This window comes from Agrobacterium salinitolerans (genome assembly GCF_002008225.1).
Lineage (GTDB): Bacteria > Pseudomonadota > Alphaproteobacteria > Rhizobiales > Rhizobiaceae > Agrobacterium > Agrobacterium salinitolerans.
The window spans coordinates 108,792-126,987 of record NZ_MRDH01000006.1 but is presented as its reverse complement, the minus strand read 5'-3'; the positions used below and the strand labels follow the sequence as shown (position 1 = coordinate 126,987).

Below are 18,196 nucleotides of genomic sequence, written 5' to 3'. Positions count from 1 at the left end.
ATGGACGCAACCCTATGGCAATAATGAAGAAATATGCAATTTCAGGATGCTGTATAGATGCTTGAAGCTTCAGTTAGAAATATCCTTTTTTTCGATACAATTTTGAAGCCGCATCACGAGGGCATAAAAGATATCCCCCTCGACGGAATCCTGAGATCACTGGAAGATGAAAACCGAAAAGAGGGTTTCGTAAAACTCATAGACAATGAGCAAGCGGCTGTGAGGCTGAATGACATCAACGTTGATTTTCAAACCAATACTGCAACGTTGCTCATAACATACGCTGACAAAAGGGGGGCCGATCCAGTTTTCGCTAACTTGGAAAAAGGAACACTTCGATCCGAACCCAAATTAGATGGAGAAGGCGTCGCTATCTCCGCTCACCTAATGTTCGGGCTTAAAGCCAATGCCATAAACGGGCTATATCCTGCGATACTAGAAGACGTTCCTGGCATTGGTCGGACTTTGCTTGAGCCATTCCTGCGAAGCGCGTTCAAAAACGCTAGTTCCTATAAATTTCAAAACCAGAATAAGAATGAACAGAAAACATGGCCTGTTCCAACTCTCGTTGTAAAACAGAGTGAGCAATTGAGTAAGTCTCTGTCATCAGGCGGATATTTAACTGAAGTCGAGGTGACAAAGTACGAAGCCACTGGTGGCTTCGACCAAATTGCGGGACTTCAGGAGAAAAAAACCACGACAGTTATAAAAATATCTGGTCGCCCAACAGGAAATATGGCCACTGACTTATTAAATAAAATAAAGATATTCGCGAACAACAAGAAATACTACGATATGCGTGTTCGATGGGTGAACGCGAACAAGCAAACAAAAACTGTTGCACTTGGCACTGCCCGTGCCGATGTTGGAGACGTATTGTTTGGGCGCGTAGAGAGAATAGGTGTTAGCACACCGTTGCCACAATGTTCAGAAAAAATACAGTCTGAACTTCATTCAGCTATGTTGAAGTATATCAAATGAAAAATTTAGTAGGGCCGCTTCTCTATCTAAGGGTATGGCACCCAACAAAATTGCTTATTGACTTCATAATGCCGCTGGCAGCCGCTACGGCCATATTTTTGCTGCGTTTCTTTTACTATCCATCAACCGGCCTTCTCAGTTCTGACGGCCTTCTTTCATTGCTGGTTCCTCTATTAGGTGCGCTTGCAGGGTTTTACATTGCCGCCTTAACCGCGGTGTCCGCATTTCCCATAGCTTCACTCGACAGAGAAATGCCGGGCGACAAAATCAAAATCCTAGGCAAAAGTACAACTAACAATCCGACAAGGCGTCAATTCCTATCTCTACAATTTGGGTACCTTGCATTTACGAGCATATTGCTTTTTACGGTAAGCCTCTTCTCGACATACCTTAAAAAGCCGATATCGATAATAAAAGAGGTCACAGTAACGGAAGTTAAGATAGGAAACATATTTCCATGGATATCACTATACATAATTCTCTTTATTTTATTTAATTTGATATCCGTTACTTTTTTCTCACTATACTATTTGTCAGACCGAATCCACCGGTTTGAACCGGAACTTGAGGGTGGTCCAGACTCCAAAGATTCACCTAAAGTACGTATACTATAAGTGCACACATTCAGAAGACGTGAATTAGAGACACGTTGCCGCGATGCCCGCTTTCAACCTCACCCCATAAAATCCACCAGCAGCTTCACATTCAGCGCCGCAATCACCAGTGCGATCAACCATGCAAAGGCCGAGAGCCAGAGTGGCGAACGCAATTCGCCCATCTTCGTCCGGTCGGCGGTGAACATCACGAGCGGGAAGACGGCAAAGGAGAGTTGCAGGCTTAAGACCACCTGCGTCAGGATCAACAGTTCGCCCGTGCCGCTGTCGCCATAGAGAATGGTGACGCCGGCGGCGGGGATGATGGCGATGGCGCGGGTGATGAGGCGGCGCAGCCAGGGGGCGAGCCGCATCTTGAGGAAACCCTCCATCACGATCTGGCCCGCAAGCGTTGCCGTGACGGTGGAATTGATACCGCAGCATAAAAGCGCCACGCCGAACAGCGTCGGCGCAATGGCAAGGCCGAGCAGCGGTGCGAGCAGATTATGCGCCTCTCCAAGTTCGGCGACATTGGTCTGCCCCGCCTTGTTGAAGGTCGCCGCCGCGAGAATGAGGATCGCGGCATTGATGACGAGGGCGAATGTCAGCGCGATGGTGGAATCGAGCGTGGCGAATTTCAACGCCTCGCGTTTCTGCGCAATTGTTTTGCCGATTTCGCGGGTCTGCACGATGCCGGAATGCAGGTAGAGATTGTGCGGCATGACAGTCGCGCCGAGAATGCCGAGCGCCAGATAGAGCATGTCGGGGTTGGTCACGATGTCGGTCGTCGGCGCAAAACCGCGGATCACCTGGCCCCAGTCTGGATCGGCCAACGCCAGCTGGATGGCGAAACACACCGCGATGACGCCGAGCAGCGTGATGACAAGCGCTTCCACCCAGCGGAAGCCAAGCCTTTGCAGGTAAAGGATCAGGAAGACATCAAGCGCGGTGATGAGGACGCCCAGCTCCAGCGGAATGCCGAAAATCAGGTTGAGACCGATCGCCGTACCGATGACCTCGGCAATATCGGTCGCGATGATGGCGATTTCGGCCAGCAGCCACAGCACCATCGCCACAGGTTTCGGATAGGCATCGCGACAGGCCTGCGCCAGATCGCGCCCGGAACCGATCGCAAGACGGGCACAGAGCGACTGAAGGACAACGGCCATGATGTTCGACATCAGCGCCACCGTCAGCAGCGTGTAGCCGAATTTCGAACCACCGGCGAGCGACGTCGCCCAGTTGCCGGGATCCATATAACCGACCGCGACAAGATAGCCGGGGCCGAAAAAGGCCATGGCGCGCCGAAACGTCCCGGCATTCGGTTTGATGCGGATCGAGGAGTGAACGTCGGACAACGAGAGATCGTCGCCGTTCCGTCGCCATCCAAAGACAGGCTTGTCCATCTTATGCGCTTTCAAATGGGAGAATAAATTGATGCAATTGCAAATCATTCGCATAAGCGGCAGCGACTGGCAAGGGGCGTTTTGCGGCCGGATATCGGCACACGACGCCGCAGGCGCGTGTCGGGCTTGCGCCTCACAGCCTTGTCATCTGCCTGCCCTGTGGATTTCGGAACAGCTGCGCACCCGCCTGCGTTGGTCTTTGAGGAAGCACTCCAACACCGGGGGAAATTTATGCGACAGGGCCACAAATTCAGTCTGGTGAACCATCCAAGCCGGTGGCCGAAATATATTATGGCGAACAGGAAACCACGCGACTGGATGATGACGATCAGCGGAATCGTGCTGCTGTTCATTGTCGCCGCCGCGGTTGCCATGGGTTATCTCGTCACAAGCCACCCCGGCAAGCCGGAGCCAAACCCCGGCATCGTGGAGGAGCAGGCGGCAGAGAACGGCGGGTAAGCGGCGGCGCAACCGCACCGGACTCAGCTGAGGCCAGCAAGATGCCCGCTGAACTGCGCCTCATGCAGACGGCTATAATGGCCCTTGGCAGCCAAGAGTTCGGCATGCGCGCCGGTTTCGGCAATACCGCTCTGGTCCACCACCACAATGCGCGAGGCATCGCGGATTGTCGCCAGCCGGTGGGCGATGACGAGCGTGGTGCGGCCCTTGGCAAGCTCGGTCAGCGATTGCTGGATGGCGCGCTCGGTTTCCGTGTCGAGCGCCGAGGTGGCCTCGTCGAGAATGAGGATCGGCGGGTTCTTGAGGAACATGCGGGCAATGGCGAGACGCTGTTTCTGCCCACCGGACAGTTTGACGCCGCGTTCGCCGATAACGGTGTCAAGCCCGAGCGACATGGCCTCGATGACACCATCAAGACGGGCGCGCCGCGCCGCCTCCATGATCTCCGCATCCGAAGCGCCAAGCCGTCCATATTCGATATTCTCGCGGATCGTACCGCCGAACAGGAAAACATCCTGCTGCACGATGCCGATCTGGTTGCGCAGCGAGGCGAGCTTCATCTTTCTGATATCGATGCCGTCAATGGTGATCGCACCGCTCGTCACATCGTAAAAGCGCGGCAAAAGCGAGCACAGCGTCGTCTTGCCCGCCCCCGAAGGACCGACGAAGGCAACAGTCTCGCCGGCGCTGATCTTCAGGTCGATATTGGTAAGAACCGTCTTGCCCTCGGCATAACCGAAACCGACATGGCGATATTCGATATCGCCGCGCAGCAAGGGCGCTTCCACCGCATCGGGCGCATCGACGATATCGGGCGCGGTGTCCAGAAGTTCGGTAAAGCGGCGGAAACCGGCAATGCCCTTCGGATAGGTCTCGATGACCGAATTGATCTTTTCCACCGGCCGGAAAAACACGCCCACCAGCAGCAGGAAGCCGACGAAGCCGCCTTCCGTGAGATCGCCCGTCAGCACGAACCATGCACCGCAGATCATCACGATCATCTGCGTCAGGCGCATGCTCATATAGCTGAGCGAGGTGCTGGCCGCCATGATCTTGTAGGCGTCGAGCTTGGTGCGACGGTATTTCTGATTGTCCTTCTCGAACAGCGTCCGCTCGTGATCCTCATTGGCGAAGGCCTGCACCACCCGCATGCCGCCGACATTTTCCTCGATACGGGCATTGAAATCCCCAACACGGCCGTAAAGCGCGCGAAAATTCTGCGTCATGCGGCCGCCGTAACGGCTGGTCACCCAGGCGGTAACGGGCACGACGGCGGCGGTGATGAGCGCCAGCGGCACATTCACCGACAGCATCAAAAGGAACGCGCCAATGAAGGTCATGATGGCGATGAAAAGGTCTTCGGGGCCGTGGTGGGCCACCTCGCCGATCTCTTCGAGGTCCTTGGTCAGCCGCCCGACCAGATGGCCGGTCTTCTGGTTGTCGAAATAACGGAAGGAAAGCTTCTGCAGATGATCGAAAGCCAGCCGCCGCATGTCGGTCTCGATATTGATGCCGAGCATGTGTCCCCAGTAGGTGACGGTCGCCATCAGCCCGGTATTCAGCACATAGATAAGCAGCAGCCCGACCGAAGCGGCAAGGATGATGGCCCATTCACCGCCCGGCAGCAGCACATCCACAAAGGCCTTCACCGCCATCGGAAAACCGAGTTCGAGCACGCCCGACAAAACCGCGCAGGAAAAATCGAGAATGAACAGACCGCGATAGGGGCGATAATAGGCGAAGAAACGGCGGAGCATGGCATGACCTGACGATCGGGCGCGGCGACGTGATGCCGCAGAAAAACGGAGTTTAATTGTCATATTTCAATGCGCGCGCCAAGACCGATGTTCTATTTTTACCAAAATCGTTCAATAGGTTCGGCAATAAACACACAACGGTAATGTGATCGGGTTATATTGCACTTATATGTATCGGTGTGACAGAGTGAATGCACCCTTCGGGGAGAATGCGAGAAAGAGCCTGCCGTGAGTAACATTGACAGCCGTAAGCCCAGTGGCGAACCGAGATGGCTTGGTCCTGCCAGCCCGACGCGGATCGCCCTGATCCCGCCCATCTCGGCTGCGCGCTGGCTTCTCGTTCTCGTCGCTCTTGCCGGCATTTATTTCTTCCATGGCTTCCTCGTTCCCGTTCTCGCCGCTCTCGTCATCGGTTTCGCCAGCTGGCCGGTTTACACCCGGCTTCTGCGGCAGGTGGGCGGCAACACCACGCTCGGCGCCACCATCGCCATCATCCTCATCCTCGCCTTCCTCGTCGTGCCGATCTTCATCGCCGCCTCCTATACGGCAAGCGAAATCCGCGAATGGTTCGGCTGGGCGGTGCATGTCAACAAGACGGGTGCACCCGTGCCGGGCTGGATCGCCGCCCTTCCCGCCGTCGGCCCCTGGCTTGGCGAACAATGGGTGAAATATATCGGCACGCCGGGCGCCATCGGCGAACTCATCCAGCTCGTCAGCGGCGCGAATATCGGCAATATCTATCGGGCGATCCTCGCCGCCGGCAACGGCGCGTTTCATCTGGTTCTGACCCTGCTGTTCATGCTGATCGCGCTGTTCTTCGTCTACCGCAACGGCGCAGGCTTCACCCGGCAGGTCGATCTGGTGGGCGAACGCATCCTGCCGACGCGATGGGAACGCATTTCCCGCGTCGTGCCAGCCACCATCAGCTCCACGGTCACCGGCATGACGCTGATCGCCATCGGCGAAGGCATCATCCTCGGCATCGCCTACTGGATCGCCGGCGTGCCCTCACCCGTCACGCTCGGCGTGCTCACCGGCGTTATGGCGCTCATTCCGGGCGGTGCGCCGCTCTCGTTTACGCTGGTTTCGATCTATCTGGTCGCCAGCGGCTCGCCCGCCCATGGGCTGGCGCTGTTCGTCTGGGGTTCGGTGGAACTCTTCATCGTCGACAAGACCATCCGCCCGAAACTCGTCGGCGGCCCGATCAAGCTGCCCTTCCTGCCCACCTTTTTCGGCCTCGTCGGCGGCGTCAAGACCATGGGCTTCCTCGGCCTCTTCATCGGCCCGGTGCTGATGGCGCTTCTGGTGGCAATCTGGCGCGAATGGGTGCGCGAGGTGGAACTGTCCGCCGCCGCGATCCCCGAGGCTCCGCCACCGCCGCCGACAGAGGACGATTCGGTTGATGAGGTTGCCGCGCTCGAAGAGGATAGCGAGCAAACGACCGCGTTTCGGAAAGCGGCGTTTTGATCGTTGAAGTCTGCGGCAGGCGCCTCCGTGATTAGATCGCGGCAGGGTCTCGGCAAACTGGCGCCGTAGTCTTAAAGCGCCTTCTCCATGAACAGGCTGAGCGGATCCGGCTTATAAGGCGCAAAGGCCTCGATCTCCACGAACCCCGCCTTGCGGTAAAGACCGATCGCCTCCGGCTGGCTGATGCCGGTCTCGAGGCGAATGGCGGAAAGGCCAAGCTCGGCGCCGCGCGCAAGAAGCGCATCCATGATCAGCTTGCCGATCCGCAATCCCCGCGCCTCGGGATCGACGAACATGCGCTTGATCTCCGCCGTGCCGTCACCCGCCTCCACCAGCGCGCCACAGCCGACCACGCGGCCATCGTGCCGCGCCACGAAAAACGAAACATTGTCCTGCTCAAGCTGGCCGATATCGACCAGATGATTGCTTTCGGCGGGATAAAGCGAGGCCATATAGGCGTTGGAAAGGTCGATGAGGCGCAGAACCGCATCCTGCCTCGGTGTTTCAAGCTTGATTTCGGTGGCCAATGCGATGCCTGCCTTCTCTGTAAAAATGCGTATTTCGTCGTAATGTCACTGCAATCGGGATAGATGAGTTTCTAGAGCATAATTCCCGACAGAGGCAACACACCCCATGAAAACAGCCCTCGTTCTCATGACCTTCCTTGGCTGCGACGACAGCGCCACCGATTGCCATTACCTCGCCACCTCGCAGCAGCGCTGGACGAGCATCGAACTGTGCGACGCCGTGTCGGAAAAGGAGCTGGAGCGTTACGCCAACGCGCCCTACCCTGTCGTGGTAGCCGTGTGCCAGACACCGGGCGAACAGGCGCCGCAGACGGCCGGTACGCAACCTCCAGCCACTGCGCCGGCCACTGCCCCGCAGGCAACGGCAGCGGTTACGCCGAAGGAGGAGGAAAGCCTCACAAAACAGGCAATCAGCCGTGTCAGCCGTATCCTGCCTTCCACGGAAGGCATAAAGCATCTCCTGGGCACGCCGGTGAGGATGGTTGAGAACAGCTATTCGTGGATCGCAAAGCGGTTCGATAAGTGATTGCTAGGAACCGATCTTCCCTCATTCTTGTGCTTGTCACAGGAATCTAGCCAGCCCAAGTCCTTAGGGCTTAGAGCGAGTCTTTTCGCCGCGCAGACGCGCGTCGGCTGGATTCCTGTGACAAGCACAGGAATGAGAGTGTGGGGATTCTCCTGCCCGGAAACATCACGAATCTCACGCCGCCTCGAGCGAAAGCGCTTCCGCGTAATACCGCGCCTTTTGCCGCTCTTCCGCAATGGCAAGTTTGCGCACGGCATGCAGCAATTCGAACAGCGTTTCGGAACCGTTGACGTCGCGGAAATGCGCCAGCAGTTCCGCCGAGACTGAGGCCGCCACATCGGAAAGCTGCGATCGGGCAGCGCGGCGCCACAGCAGCGTCGCCTCGATAAAGACGTCGACAACATCGCCGAAAAGACCGACCGACTGGAATAGCGCCTTCAACGCATGCGGCCGCCCGGTCGCCAGAATGGCGCGCACCTTGCGGTCATCGAGACCGGAGAGATTGACCATGGCCGCCGTGAAGAATTCCAGGCGTCCCGAACAGACGGCATGGATGAGCAGCGCGGGCGTCAGCTCCAGCCGCTGGCGCAGATGCTCCACCAGCGCCGGCAGCTCCGGCGAGGAAACGTTTGATGCGATAAGGATGGTGGCGGAATCTTCCGCCTCGCGGAAAACGCTGTCGGCGCGGTTTCGCGCGATCATCGCGTGAACGAGCGCGGAGCCTGCGAGAGCTTCGCTGATGCGGCCCACCAACAGGTGACGCGCATCGGCGGGCAGCGCCTCGCGGCGAAGCAGGAGGTCGCGAATATCGGCGTCCGAGCCATGACGCTCGGCGATGCGCCTGAGCGAAAACGGCGTGATAAAGGCATCGTCGTTTTCGAGCAGGATGATGGTTTCCGGCAGTTCGCCCACTTCGGCAAGCGCTGCGCAAACACCGCGCGGCAGGCCAGGCCGTGCCGCAATGAGCGCGCGCGTCAGGCTTTCGCCGCGCCCGGCCAGATCAACCAGGTCGGCCTCACCGAGAACCGGTGAACGGGCAATGACGGTGCAGGCGATTTCCGGCTGGTCTTCGGCGAGTGAAACGAGAATGGCGCGCGGTGCGTCATGGGCGTCGGCAAGCGCTTCGGCAAGCGCCAGCCGCACACGCGGCGAAGGATCGTCAAGCAGATAGGTCATCGCCATATAGGCGGCATCGCGGTTCTCGCGCGCCATGTCGGACTGAAGATAGGCACGGCCGAGCGCATTGGCGGCCTTCGCCCGCTCGGTCGATCCAGCCTTTTCAGACCAGCGAAGAAATGCCTGTACGATCACCTGAGCCTCGAAAACATTCGCAACAATGGATGACGGCATCATCGCCGCCACCATGTATAAAACTCTAGGCGCAAATGGTTTACGTTTGGTTCACCATAAAAATTAACCGCCGCCGAAGAAGGGCTATATTTACGGCGCGGTAGAGGGGCGCTGCAGCTGGAATACATCGCTGCCGCCATCGCAGTAGTCCATATAGCCCATTCGTGCCACGGGTCGCGACAGCCCCATATCGATGCGGCCGTCGCGAATGATCGTTTCATCGATATGGATCGCCATGACCTGCCCGATCACCATCCACGAATCCGCTGGCTGGCCCTCGACGTCCGTAAGCTGCTGTATCTGGGTCACGCGGCACTCCAGAACCGCCAGCGCCTCGCCGACGAAAGGCGCATCCACCACCCGCCCGTCGACGGCAGTGAGACCGGCAAGGGCGAATTCGTCGACATCATAACCGACGGGCGCCGAAGACGCATTCATCCGGTCCACCAGATGGCGGCTGACGAGATTGGCGGTGAAGACGCCGGTTTCCTCGACGTTGCGCAGGCTGTCCTTCCTGCCGCTGGAGGAGAACATCACAAGCTTTGGCCGGTCCGAAATCGCATTGAAGAAGGAATAGGGCGAGAGGTTGAGAGAACCGTCGCTGCCCTTCGAGCCGATCCAGCCGATCGGACGCGGCGCGACGATAGCCTTGAACGGATCATGCGGCAGGCCGTGCTGATTGGTGTCCGTGGTGTAGAACATCAAACGTCCCCGACCCAGGTGACGACATCGGCAAGCTCCGGCCGCGGCCGCTCCACCGGCGGGAATGTCGTCGAGCCGATATGAATGAACCCGGCCACTTTCTCTTCCGCGCCGACCTCGATTTCCGTAAGAAATGCGGAATCGAAAGCAAGCCATTCGGTCAGCCAGTTCGCTGCAAAACCGCTGGCATTGGCGGCGAAGATGAGGTTGAGGCACACAGCACCGGCGGACATGACCTGCTCCCATTCCGGGATTTTGAAATGCGGCTTTGCGGTGCTGATAACGGCGATAACGACGGGCGCGCGGGTGAAGCGTGTCCGTTCCGCTTCCTGCTGCTGCAGGTCCAGTTCCGGGTTCTTTTCAAGCGCGATCCTGAGCGCCGTCTCACCCATACGCACGCGCTCCTCGCCGCGATAAACGACGAAACGCCAGGGGGCCAGCTTGCCATGGTCGGGCACACGCACGGCAAGACGCAGGATTTCCTCGATTTCAGTCTTAGAAGGCCCCGGCTCGGCAAGTTGCAGGGCCGGGGTGGAACGGCGAACCTTGAGATAGTCGAGGAGCTTGATATCACTGGTCATGATTAAAAATCTTCCATTCTGCTGTCATCGCAAAAACATTGGGCCTTGAAATAGCCACGGCATTGGTTTTGAAGTGATCCGGGAAAATCAAGAAGTCAATCGGTATCGAAAATGTCGGCAATCAAAATCGCGGCACGTCTGACCATTGCATGTGCCGTGCTTGGCCTTTTATCACAAGCCGCTTTTTCGCAGGACGCCTTCAAAGACTTCAAGCAGCTCGGCGGCACGCCGAAAATGCCGAAGCTCAATGCTTTCACCGCCCCAACGGCGCCCAACGCCCCGGAAAGCGCCGCCCGTGACATCGCCATGGAAGCCAAGCTGACCAGCGAAGGCGAAGCGGTGAAGGAAGGCCTGTCATGGCGCGTATTCAGCCCCATTCCCGGCGCTGACGGCAAATTGCCGATGCTGGCAAGCTCGGAAGGCGGCTCCGCCGAATTTCATCTGGTGCCGGGCGAATATTTGGTCAACGTCGCCTTCGGGCGCGCGGGCGTCACCAAAAAGCTCAATGTCCCGACTTCAGGCAACGTGCAGAAACAGGTGCTGATTCTCGATGCCGGCGGCTTCGTACTGAATGCGGTTGCGGGTTCCGACAAGCAGATTTCCGGCAACCAGCTCAAATTTTCCGTCTATTCCTCAGACGTCCGCTCCGACGGAGAACGCGGCCTCGTCATGGCCGATATCAAGCCCAATACCATCGTGCGGCTGAACGCCGGGACCTATCACGTGGTTTCTGAATACGGCAATGTCAACGCGGTGGTGCGCGCCGACATCCAGGTGGAAGCCGGCAAGCTGACGGAAGCGACCCTGCAGCATCAGGCCGCGCAGATCACCCTCAAGCTGGTCTCAGAACCGGGCGGCGAAGCCATTGCCGATACGGCCTGGTCGGTGCTGAACGGCGGCGGCGACGTTGTCAACGAAAGTGTCAGCGCCTTTTCGACCATGGTTCTTGCCGAAGGCGAATATACCGCCATCGCCCGCAACAAGGACAAGGTCTACCAGCGCAATTTCAAGGTGACCTCCGGCCGGGATTCGGACGTGGAAGTGCTGATGAAGGACCAGGCGCCGGAAGAGATGTCCGGGGATTTTGAGTAGCCGACATTTCACATTCATCGTCTCGTCGGAGGCGAGATTGTGAGGAACGACCCACCACCCTCCACGTCCTCCTCGGGCTTGACCCGAGGATCCATTCCCCGCGCCAGACCGTGGATCCTCGGGTCAAGCCCGAGGATGACTTCAGAGAGCTTTAAGCGTCCCTTACCCCGCAAACAAAAACGGCCCCCGAAGAGGCCGTCGTTATTTGTCAAGCAACCTGCTTCTTCGCCGCAAGCTTGCGCTTTATATCCGGCGGCGTCGCCTCGTCCACGAGGCTGGTGATCGCCTCCTCGAGCGACATCGACGTCTGGTTCTGCGAACCGAGACGACGGATGTTGACGGTGCGCTCTTCCGCTTCCTTGCGGCCGCAAACGATGATGACCGGAACCTTGGTCACCGAATGCTCGCGGACCTTGTAGTTGATCTTCTCGTTGCGGAAATCGGTCTCGACCGCCATGCCCGCTTCGCGCAGCGCTTCGGCGACTTCGCGGCCGTAATCATCGGCATCCGAGGTGATCGTCGCGACTACCACCTGCAGCGGGGCGAACCACAAGGGCATGTGACCGGCGAAGTTCTCGATCAGAATGCCGAGGAAACGCTCCATCGAACCGCAGATGGCGCGATGGATCATGACAGGCTGCGTCTTCTCCGAGTTCTGGTCGATATAGAAGGCACCAAAACGTTCAGGCAGATTGAAGTCTACCTGCGTCGTGCCGCACTGCCACTCACGGCCGATGGCATCCTTCAGCGTATATTCGAACTTCGGCCCGTAGAATGCGCCCTCGCCCGGCAGGATGCCGGTCTTGATGCGGCCTTCGGACTGTTCCTCGATGGTCTTCAGAACCTCCATCATCACGCTTTCGGCGCGATCCCAGAGATCGTCGGAACCGACGCGCTTTTCAGGGCGCGTGGAGAGCTTGACGACAACTTCGCTGAAACCGAAATCCTCGTAGACCGAGAGGATGAGGTCGTTGATGCGCAGGCATTCCGCCGCCATCTGCTCTTCCGTGCAGAAGACATGCGCATCGTCCTGCGTAAAGCCGCGAACGCGCATCAGGCCATGTAGGGCGCCGGAAGCCTCGTAGCGATGCACATTACCAAATTCCGCAAGGCGGACGGGCATTTCGCGGTAAGACTTCAAGCCATGTTTGAAGATCTGCACGTGACCCGGGCAGTTCATCGGCTTGAGCGCAAAGACACGCTGGTCGGCTTCCTCGTCATCGGGATGGGTGAAGGCATGGGCGGATTTCACCGCGAACATGTTTTCCTGATACCAGCCCCAGTGACCTGAAGTCTCCCACAACGACTTGTCCAGAATCTGCGGCGCGTTGACTTCCTGATAGGTGTTAGCAAGCCGCCGGCGCATATACGCAGTCAGCGTCTGGAACATGCGCCAGCCCTTGCCGTGCCAGAACACGACGCCCGGACCCTCTTCCTGGAAATGGAACAGGTCCATTTCGCGACCAAGGCGGCGATGGTCGCGCTTTTCGGCTTCGGCCAGAACATGCAGGTAATTGTCCAGCTCTTCCTGCGTTGCCCAGGCGGTGCCATAGATGCGCGACAGCATCGCATTATTGCTGTCGCCGCGCCAATAGGCGCCGGCCACCTTCATCAGCTTGAAGGCCGTGCCAATCTGTCCCGTGGAGGCCATATGCGGACCGCGGCAAAGATCGAACCAGTCACCCTGATAATAGATCTTCAGGTCCTGGCCTTCGGGAATGGCGTCGACCAGTTCGACCTTGTAGTTTTCGCCCTTGGCGGCAAAGACTTCCTTCGCCTTTTCGCGCGACCAGACCTCGCGGGTAAACGGCTTGTTGCGCTGAATGATCTCCTTCATCCGCTTTTCGATCTTCGGCAGATCTTCCGGCGTGAAAGGCTCGTTCTTGGCAAAGTCGTAATAAAAGCCGTTCTCGATAACAGGGCCGATCGTCACCTGCGTGCCGGGCCACAGTTCCTGCACGGCCTCGGCCATGACGTGGGCGGCATCGTGGCGGATAAGCTCCAGCGCGCGCTTGTCGTCGCGCGTGACGATCTCGATTTTGCCATCGGTGATGGTCTCGGACAAATCGCGCACGGTGCCATCAAGCGCAATGGCGACGGCCTTCTTGGCAAGCGATTTGGAGATGGATTCGGCGACCTCACGGCCGGTCGTACCGGCGGGGTAGCTGCGCACGGATCCATCGGGAAATGTAAGGGAAATGGCTTCAGACATCGTCTCGTGCTCCTGTCCAGTCCCGCCAACGAATGCGGGTGGTGTTGGAATAATGATTTGCCCGCAACAGGCGGGCACGCAGGCTGATAAAGGCTTTTGCCATTGCAGTCAAAGGTGAAGGGTGCTTCAGCGAAGCATTTCCGCAAGGCCATTGACCGTATTGGCGTTGCGGGTCGTGCCGACACCAAGCCTTTTGGTGGTCAGGACAGGCAACAGCCGGCTCTCGCTCGGTTTGCCGCAAAAATCGATCCATAGATCGCCACCGGCAAGCGTGATCTTCTCCCTGCCCCGATATTTCTCCAGCAATTCGAGGACGCTGTGGTCCAACGGCGCCCGCATGACCCTCACGCAGACATCCGGCGGATTGCCTTGCGGAAACGGATTATCCGCCGCCAGTTTCAGCCAGTCGTCGCCCGCGCGAACGAGAATATCGACATGTTTGCCGAAACGCTTTTCGAAGGCGCGCTCCAGCCTGTCCTCGATCTCGCGAACAGGTGCCGCTTCAGTGCGAAAAACCAGATTTCCGGTCGCGACAAGCGTCTTGCAGTCGGTAAACCCCAGCTGTTCCGCCAATGCCCTGAGATCGGCCATGATGAGCCGCTTGCCGGGGCCGAGCACGATACTGTGCAGCAGGGCAACATAATCATTCATCGATGCAGGCTCCAGTAACGCCACGGCGCCCACCAGCGCCGCGTGCTGCCGAGCGTTTCCGGCACCGGGTCCAGCCCGCTGGTGCCGCCCGGGCCGCAGCGCGCCACGCGAAACAGCGTCATCCACCCGCCGGCCCACAGCCCGTGGCGGGCAATCGCCTCATAGCCATATTCGGAACAGGTGGGGATATGGCGGCAGGAATTTCCGATGAAGCCGGATAGCGTCAGCTGATAAAGCCGGATGAAACCCACGCCCAGAAGCCGCCCCGGCGTTTTGGCGAAGCTGCCCGCCCAATTGCGTGATCGGCTCGCTTTTTCCGCTGTCTGCTGGTGCCGGCAGCCCGGTTCGCCACACATCGCCTAACCCGCAACGTTCAGAGCCGGCCGCCCCTCAATCTGGTCGAGCGCATCGACCACCGCTTCGAAGGTCAGCATGGTGGAGGCGTGGCGGGCCTTGAAATCCCGGACGGGCAAAAGCACTCGCATGTCCTCAAAACGACCCGTCGGCCCCTCACCGTCCTGTTTCAGCATGACGAGCATGTCTTCCCGCGCCTGCCGGATTTCGCCGCTGGAAGCCCCGACAATGTGATGCGCCATGATGGAGGCCGAGGCCTGCCCCAGTGCACATGCACGGACTTCGTGCGAAAAAGCCGTCACTATGCCTTCTTCAACCTTCAGATAGACCTTGAGTTTAGAGCCGCATAGTCGCGAGTGTTTTTCAGCACTCGCATCGGCATCCTCGAGAATTCCCGTCAGTGGAATATTCCCGGCGAAGTCCAGAATGCGATTGTTGTAGATATCGTCCATCGTCAGGTGCCCGGCGCGCTCAAGAATGCCCAAAAACAGGACAGGTCAGATTTTTCAAACACAGCGTTTGTCGCAGTGAAGCTTTCCTGCCCTTCATTCTCATTATATGCTAACGAGCTTTCTGGACATCAAGCCGTGATGAAATTAACGGCTCCGATACCGAAATAACAGCACCGGTCTTGCCAAAATGCTGTAAAACAACCAGATAGCAGCAACTGCGAACATGAGTTCGCGATGAAAAACGAATTCAGGTGCGGCCTTTACCCGCATCGGGAGAGACGGAATGGATGCGATCGTGAAGAATTTCCCCGGCGCTGGCGCAAAACCCGACGTGGCAGAAGCTCGCCCAAGCCAGGCCGAAGCGGAAGAAGCAGTGCGCGTTCTTTTGCGCTGGGCAGGAGAAAATCCCGCCCGCGAAGGACTTCTGGATACGCCGAAGCGCGTCGCCAAGGCCTATCGCGAGCTTTTTGCCGGTTATGAGCTGAATGTTCAGGACGTGCTTGGCACGACCTTCGAGGAAGTCGGCGGTTATGACGATGTGGTGCTGGTGCGCGACATCCCCTTCTTCTCCCATTGCGAGCACCATATGGTGCCGATCGTCGGTAAGGCGCATGTCGCCTATCTTCCGGCCGGCCGCGTGCTTGGCCTTTCGAAGATTGCCCGTGTCGTCGAAATCTTCGGCCGCCGCCTGCAGACGCAGGAAAACATGACCGCGCAGATCGCAAGATCGATCGAAGAAACGCTGAAGCCGCGCGGTGTGGCCGTCATGATCGACGCCGAACATATGTGCATGTCCATGCGCGGCGTCAACAAGCAAGGGTCCACGACGCTGACCACCAGCTTCACCGGCACGTTCAAGAACGATCCGGCCGAGCAGGTACGCTTCATGACCATGGTGCGGAACCGCTAATCGTTCCGCCATTTTCCGGGGTTACCATGTCCATTCCCTTTCCATCCGCGCCTGCGGACAAGGAAGTGCTCGAAAACGCAGGCCTGTTCTCGCCGAAATTCGATGCTCACGGCCTCGTTACCGCCGTGGTCACCGATGCGCGTGACGGCGAATTGCTGATGGTTGCCCATATGAACGCTGAAGCTTTGTCGCTGACGCTCGAAACCGGCATTGCCCATTACTACAGCCGCTCGCGCGACAAAATCTGGAAGAAGGGCGAGACCTCCGGCAACCTGCAGACGGTGAAGGAATTCCGCACCGATTGCGATCAGGACGCCGTGTGGCTGAAGGTCTCCGTCGCCGGCCATGACGCGACCTGCCACACCGGCCGCCGCTCGTGCTTTTATCGCAAAGTCGAACTCTCCGACGGCCAGGCGGTGACGAAGATCACCGACGATACCCGCCATTTCGATCCGGCGACCACCTATTCCGCAACTTGAACGGCTACCTTCCATCGGCCGCACCAATTTGCTACCAATATAGCGGGTTCCGGGGATAGGACGGAGCCTGACGGAACTGGCAGGGAGTGCAGTCATGTTGGGATGGGGAAATCGTCACAATCAACTTTCGGCTGGCAATCCCGAAGCCTTCGGCAACGAACCGCCGGTCACCCAGATCGTCGACAAGCACCGCATAGCGCTCGCGCTTGGCGGTGGGGCTGCGCGCGGCTGGGCCCATATCGGCGTCCTGCGGGCGCTGGATGAGGCAGGAGTGAAGATCGGCATGATCGCCGGCACCTCGATCGGCGCGCTGGTCGGTGGTTGTTATCTCGCCGGCAAGCTCGATGAGCTGGAAGAATTCGCCCGCTCGCTGACGATGCGCCGCATTGCCGGCCTGCTCGATCTGACGATCGGCGGCGGCGGGCTCTTCGGCGGCATGCGGCTGACCAAGCGCATGCAGGAACATCTGGAAGGCCTGCGCGTCGAAAACCTCGACCATCCCTTCATCGCGGTCGCGACGGAACTGCGCACCGGCCACGAGGTCTGGATTCACCAGGGCGATCTCGTCACCGCGCTGCGCTCTTCCTATGCGCTGCCGGGCATTTTCGAACCCGTGCAGTGCAACGGCCGCACGCTGATCGACGGCGCGCTCGTCAATCCCGTACCGGTTTCGGTCTGCCGGGCCTATGAGCAGGCGCTGGTCGTCGCGGTCAATCTGAATTACGATCTTTTCGGCCGCTCCGCCGTGGTCAAGCACTCCGCGTCGCCATCGCATGGCGGCGTTGCGCCGGCTGTGGAAAGCCCGCCGCGTCCCGGCCTGCCGGGCGTCATGGTGCAGGCCTTCAACATCATTCAGGACAGGATTTCGCGCTCGCGCCTGGCGGGCGACCCGCCCGACCTGATGCTTCACCCCCGCATCAACGATATCGGCCTCTCGGAATTCCATCGCGCCAGTGAAGCCATCGACCGGGGATATGAGGAAACACGCTCCCGCATTCCGGAACTGGAGCGCATGCAGCAGGCATTCCGGCGCTGATGCGCGAGACCCTCATTCCTATGCTTGTCACACGAATCCAGCCGACGCATCTGCATGGCGGAGGGACTCCTTTCAGCCCAAGGACTTGGGCTGACTAGATTCCTGTGGCGAGCACAGGAATGAGGGACGTGATTCGCGTCGCGAACGAAATCACCCGGCAATATAGGCCTTGATTTGCTCCGCTTCGGCTTCGATCTCGCCAATCCGCGCCTTCACCACGTCGCCGATGGAGATGATGCCGGCAAGGCGGCCATTTTCTTCAACCGGCACATGCCTGAAGCGTCCGCCGGTCATGATTTCCATCAGCTGATCGGTGGTGGAATTATGCTGGCAGCGAATGACATTCTTGGTCATGGCCACCGACACGGATTGCTGGAGGGAGGCGGCGCCCTGGCCTGCAACGGCCTTCACGAGATCGCGCTCGGTAAAGATGCCGAGAACAACACCATCGGCGTCTGTGACGACGACGGAACCGATCTTGTGCGCATGCAGCGTGCCCGCCGCCTCACCGATGCTGACGTCGGGACTGACAGTCACGACATCCCGGCCCTTGCGGTCGAGAAGATCCTTTACGAATGTTGCCATGCCTTCCTCCTCTTTGCAGCGACCCGCAGCGCCGCAGTCTCCCCCGGCGGTTGCAAATCATGGGATATGGTGCGCT

Annotated in this window: 20 protein-coding genes; 9 read left to right on the top strand and 11 right to left on the bottom strand. The window is 58.7% G+C overall.

The genetic code is table 11. The annotated features are described in order from the left end of the window. Positions 1-57 precede the first annotated feature (57 nt). Both BS627_RS04650 and BS627_RS04645 read left to right on the top strand, forming a co-directional pair. Positions 58-981: a hypothetical protein gene (locus tag BS627_RS04650; protein WP_077982111.1), complete on the top strand. Its 924-nt coding sequence runs from the start codon at positions 58-60 to the stop codon at positions 979-981. Beyond that, entirely contained in the window at positions 978-1,595 is a 618-nt protein-coding gene (locus BS627_RS04645; protein ID WP_077982110.1) for a hypothetical protein, read from the top strand. The genes BS627_RS04650 and BS627_RS04645 overlap by 4 nt, the downstream gene beginning before the upstream one ends. A gap of 59 nt (positions 1,596-1,654) precedes the next feature. On the opposite strand, the gene BS627_RS04640 is transcribed toward BS627_RS04645, so the two are convergent. Next, a complete protein-coding gene (locus tag BS627_RS04640; protein WP_165691129.1) occupies positions 1,655-2,980 on the bottom strand; it encodes an Nramp family divalent metal transporter in 1,326 nt (441 codons plus the stop codon). Positions 2,981-3,211: 231 nt separating this feature from the next. Between BS627_RS04640 and BS627_RS04635 the strand changes: the two genes are divergently transcribed. After that, a complete protein-coding gene (locus BS627_RS04635; RefSeq protein WP_077982108.1) occupies positions 3,212-3,439 on the top strand; it encodes a hypothetical protein in 228 nt (75 codons plus the stop codon). Between the two features lie 23 nt (positions 3,440-3,462). On the opposite strand, the gene BS627_RS04630 is transcribed toward BS627_RS04635, so the two are convergent. After that, a complete protein-coding gene (locus BS627_RS04630) occupies positions 3,463-5,196 on the bottom strand; it encodes an ABC transporter ATP-binding protein (protein WP_077982107.1) in 1,734 nt (577 codons plus the stop codon). 228 nt (positions 5,197-5,424) lie between these two features. On the opposite strand from BS627_RS04630, the gene BS627_RS04625 reads away from it, so the two are divergent. Further along, positions 5,425-6,663, top strand: a complete 1,239-nt coding sequence (locus BS627_RS04625) for an AI-2E family transporter (protein ID WP_077982106.1) — start codon at positions 5,425-5,427, stop codon at positions 6,661-6,663. A gap of 71 nt (positions 6,664-6,734) precedes the next feature. On the opposite strand, the gene BS627_RS04620 is transcribed toward BS627_RS04625, so the two are convergent. Further along, a complete protein-coding gene (locus BS627_RS04620) occupies positions 6,735-7,190 on the bottom strand; it encodes a GNAT family N-acetyltransferase (protein WP_077982105.1) in 456 nt (151 codons plus the stop codon). A 106-nt stretch (positions 7,191-7,296) separates the two neighbouring features. Between BS627_RS04620 and BS627_RS04615 the strand changes: the two genes are divergently transcribed. After that, positions 7,297-7,716 carry a hypothetical protein gene (locus tag BS627_RS04615; RefSeq protein WP_077982104.1) on the top strand — a complete coding sequence of 140 codons (420 nt, stop codon included), beginning with the start codon at positions 7,297-7,299 and terminating at the stop codon, positions 7,714-7,716. 174 nt (positions 7,717-7,890) lie between these two features. Here the strand turns inward: BS627_RS04615 and BS627_RS04610 are convergent, their stop codons facing one another. The 3 genes from BS627_RS04610 to BS627_RS04600 all read right to left on the bottom strand — a co-directional run bounded on the left by BS627_RS04610 (position 7,891) and on the right by BS627_RS04600 (position 10,349). After that, positions 7,891-9,081, bottom strand: a complete 1,191-nt coding sequence (locus BS627_RS04610) for a DUF2336 domain-containing protein (protein WP_077982103.1) — start codon at positions 9,079-9,081, stop codon at positions 7,891-7,893. A 75-nt stretch (positions 9,082-9,156) separates the two neighbouring features. Further along, complete coding sequence (locus BS627_RS04605; RefSeq protein WP_077982102.1) at positions 9,157-9,768, bottom strand: flavin reductase family protein; 612 nt, start codon at positions 9,766-9,768, stop codon at positions 9,157-9,159. After that, entirely contained in the window at positions 9,768-10,349 is a 582-nt protein-coding gene (locus tag BS627_RS04600) for a nitroreductase family protein (protein ID WP_077982101.1), read from the bottom strand. The genes BS627_RS04605 and BS627_RS04600 overlap by 1 nt, the downstream gene beginning before the upstream one ends. Before the next feature lie 111 nt (positions 10,350-10,460). On the opposite strand from BS627_RS04600, the gene BS627_RS04595 reads away from it, so the two are divergent. Then, the gene (locus BS627_RS04595) at positions 10,461-11,441 is read left to right on the top strand and encodes a hypothetical protein (protein WP_077982100.1); all 981 of its coding nucleotides are present in this window, start codon (positions 10,461-10,463) and stop codon (positions 11,439-11,441) included. Positions 11,442-11,649: 208 nt separating this feature from the next. On the opposite strand, the gene thrS is transcribed toward BS627_RS04595, so the two are convergent. The 4 genes from thrS to BS627_RS04575 all read right to left on the bottom strand — a co-directional run bounded on the left by thrS (position 11,650) and on the right by BS627_RS04575 (position 15,110). Continuing rightward, entirely contained in the window at positions 11,650-13,653 is a 2,004-nt protein-coding gene (thrS, locus tag BS627_RS04590) for a threonine--tRNA ligase (protein ID WP_077982099.1), read from the bottom strand. A 126-nt stretch (positions 13,654-13,779) separates the two neighbouring features. Beyond that, complete coding sequence (locus BS627_RS04585; protein WP_077982098.1) at positions 13,780-14,304, bottom strand: DUF1697 domain-containing protein; 525 nt, start codon at positions 14,302-14,304, stop codon at positions 13,780-13,782. Beyond that, positions 14,301-14,660: a membrane protein insertion efficiency factor YidD gene (gene yidD, locus BS627_RS04580; protein ID WP_077982097.1), complete on the bottom strand. Its 360-nt coding sequence runs from the start codon at positions 14,658-14,660 to the stop codon at positions 14,301-14,303. Before yidD ends, BS627_RS04585 begins: the two co-directional genes overlap by 4 nt. Before the next feature lie 3 nt (positions 14,661-14,663). Then, positions 14,664-15,110 (bottom strand): iron-sulfur cluster assembly scaffold protein, encoded by a 447-nt coding sequence (locus BS627_RS04575; protein WP_077982892.1) that lies wholly within the window; start codon positions 15,108-15,110, stop codon positions 14,664-14,666. 283 nt (positions 15,111-15,393) lie between these two features. Between BS627_RS04575 and folE the strand changes: the two genes are divergently transcribed. The 3 genes from folE to BS627_RS04560 all read left to right on the top strand — a co-directional run bounded on the left by folE (position 15,394) and on the right by BS627_RS04560 (position 17,535). Continuing rightward, positions 15,394-16,020: a GTP cyclohydrolase I FolE gene (gene folE / locus BS627_RS04570; RefSeq protein WP_003495569.1), complete on the top strand. Its 627-nt coding sequence runs from the start codon at positions 15,394-15,396 to the stop codon at positions 16,018-16,020. A gap of 26 nt (positions 16,021-16,046) precedes the next feature. Continuing rightward, entirely contained in the window at positions 16,047-16,499 is a 453-nt protein-coding gene (gene hisI / locus BS627_RS04565) for a phosphoribosyl-AMP cyclohydrolase (protein ID WP_077982096.1), read from the top strand. A gap of 94 nt (positions 16,500-16,593) precedes the next feature. Next, entirely contained in the window at positions 16,594-17,535 is a 942-nt protein-coding gene (locus BS627_RS04560; RefSeq protein ID WP_077982095.1) for a patatin-like phospholipase family protein, read from the top strand. A 150-nt stretch (positions 17,536-17,685) separates the two neighbouring features. Here BS627_RS04560 and BS627_RS04555 read toward each other — a convergent pair whose 3' ends face one another. Next, positions 17,686-18,120: a CBS domain-containing protein gene (locus BS627_RS04555; RefSeq protein ID WP_077982094.1), complete on the bottom strand. Its 435-nt coding sequence runs from the start codon at positions 18,118-18,120 to the stop codon at positions 17,686-17,688. Positions 18,121-18,196: the final 76 nt, after the last annotated feature.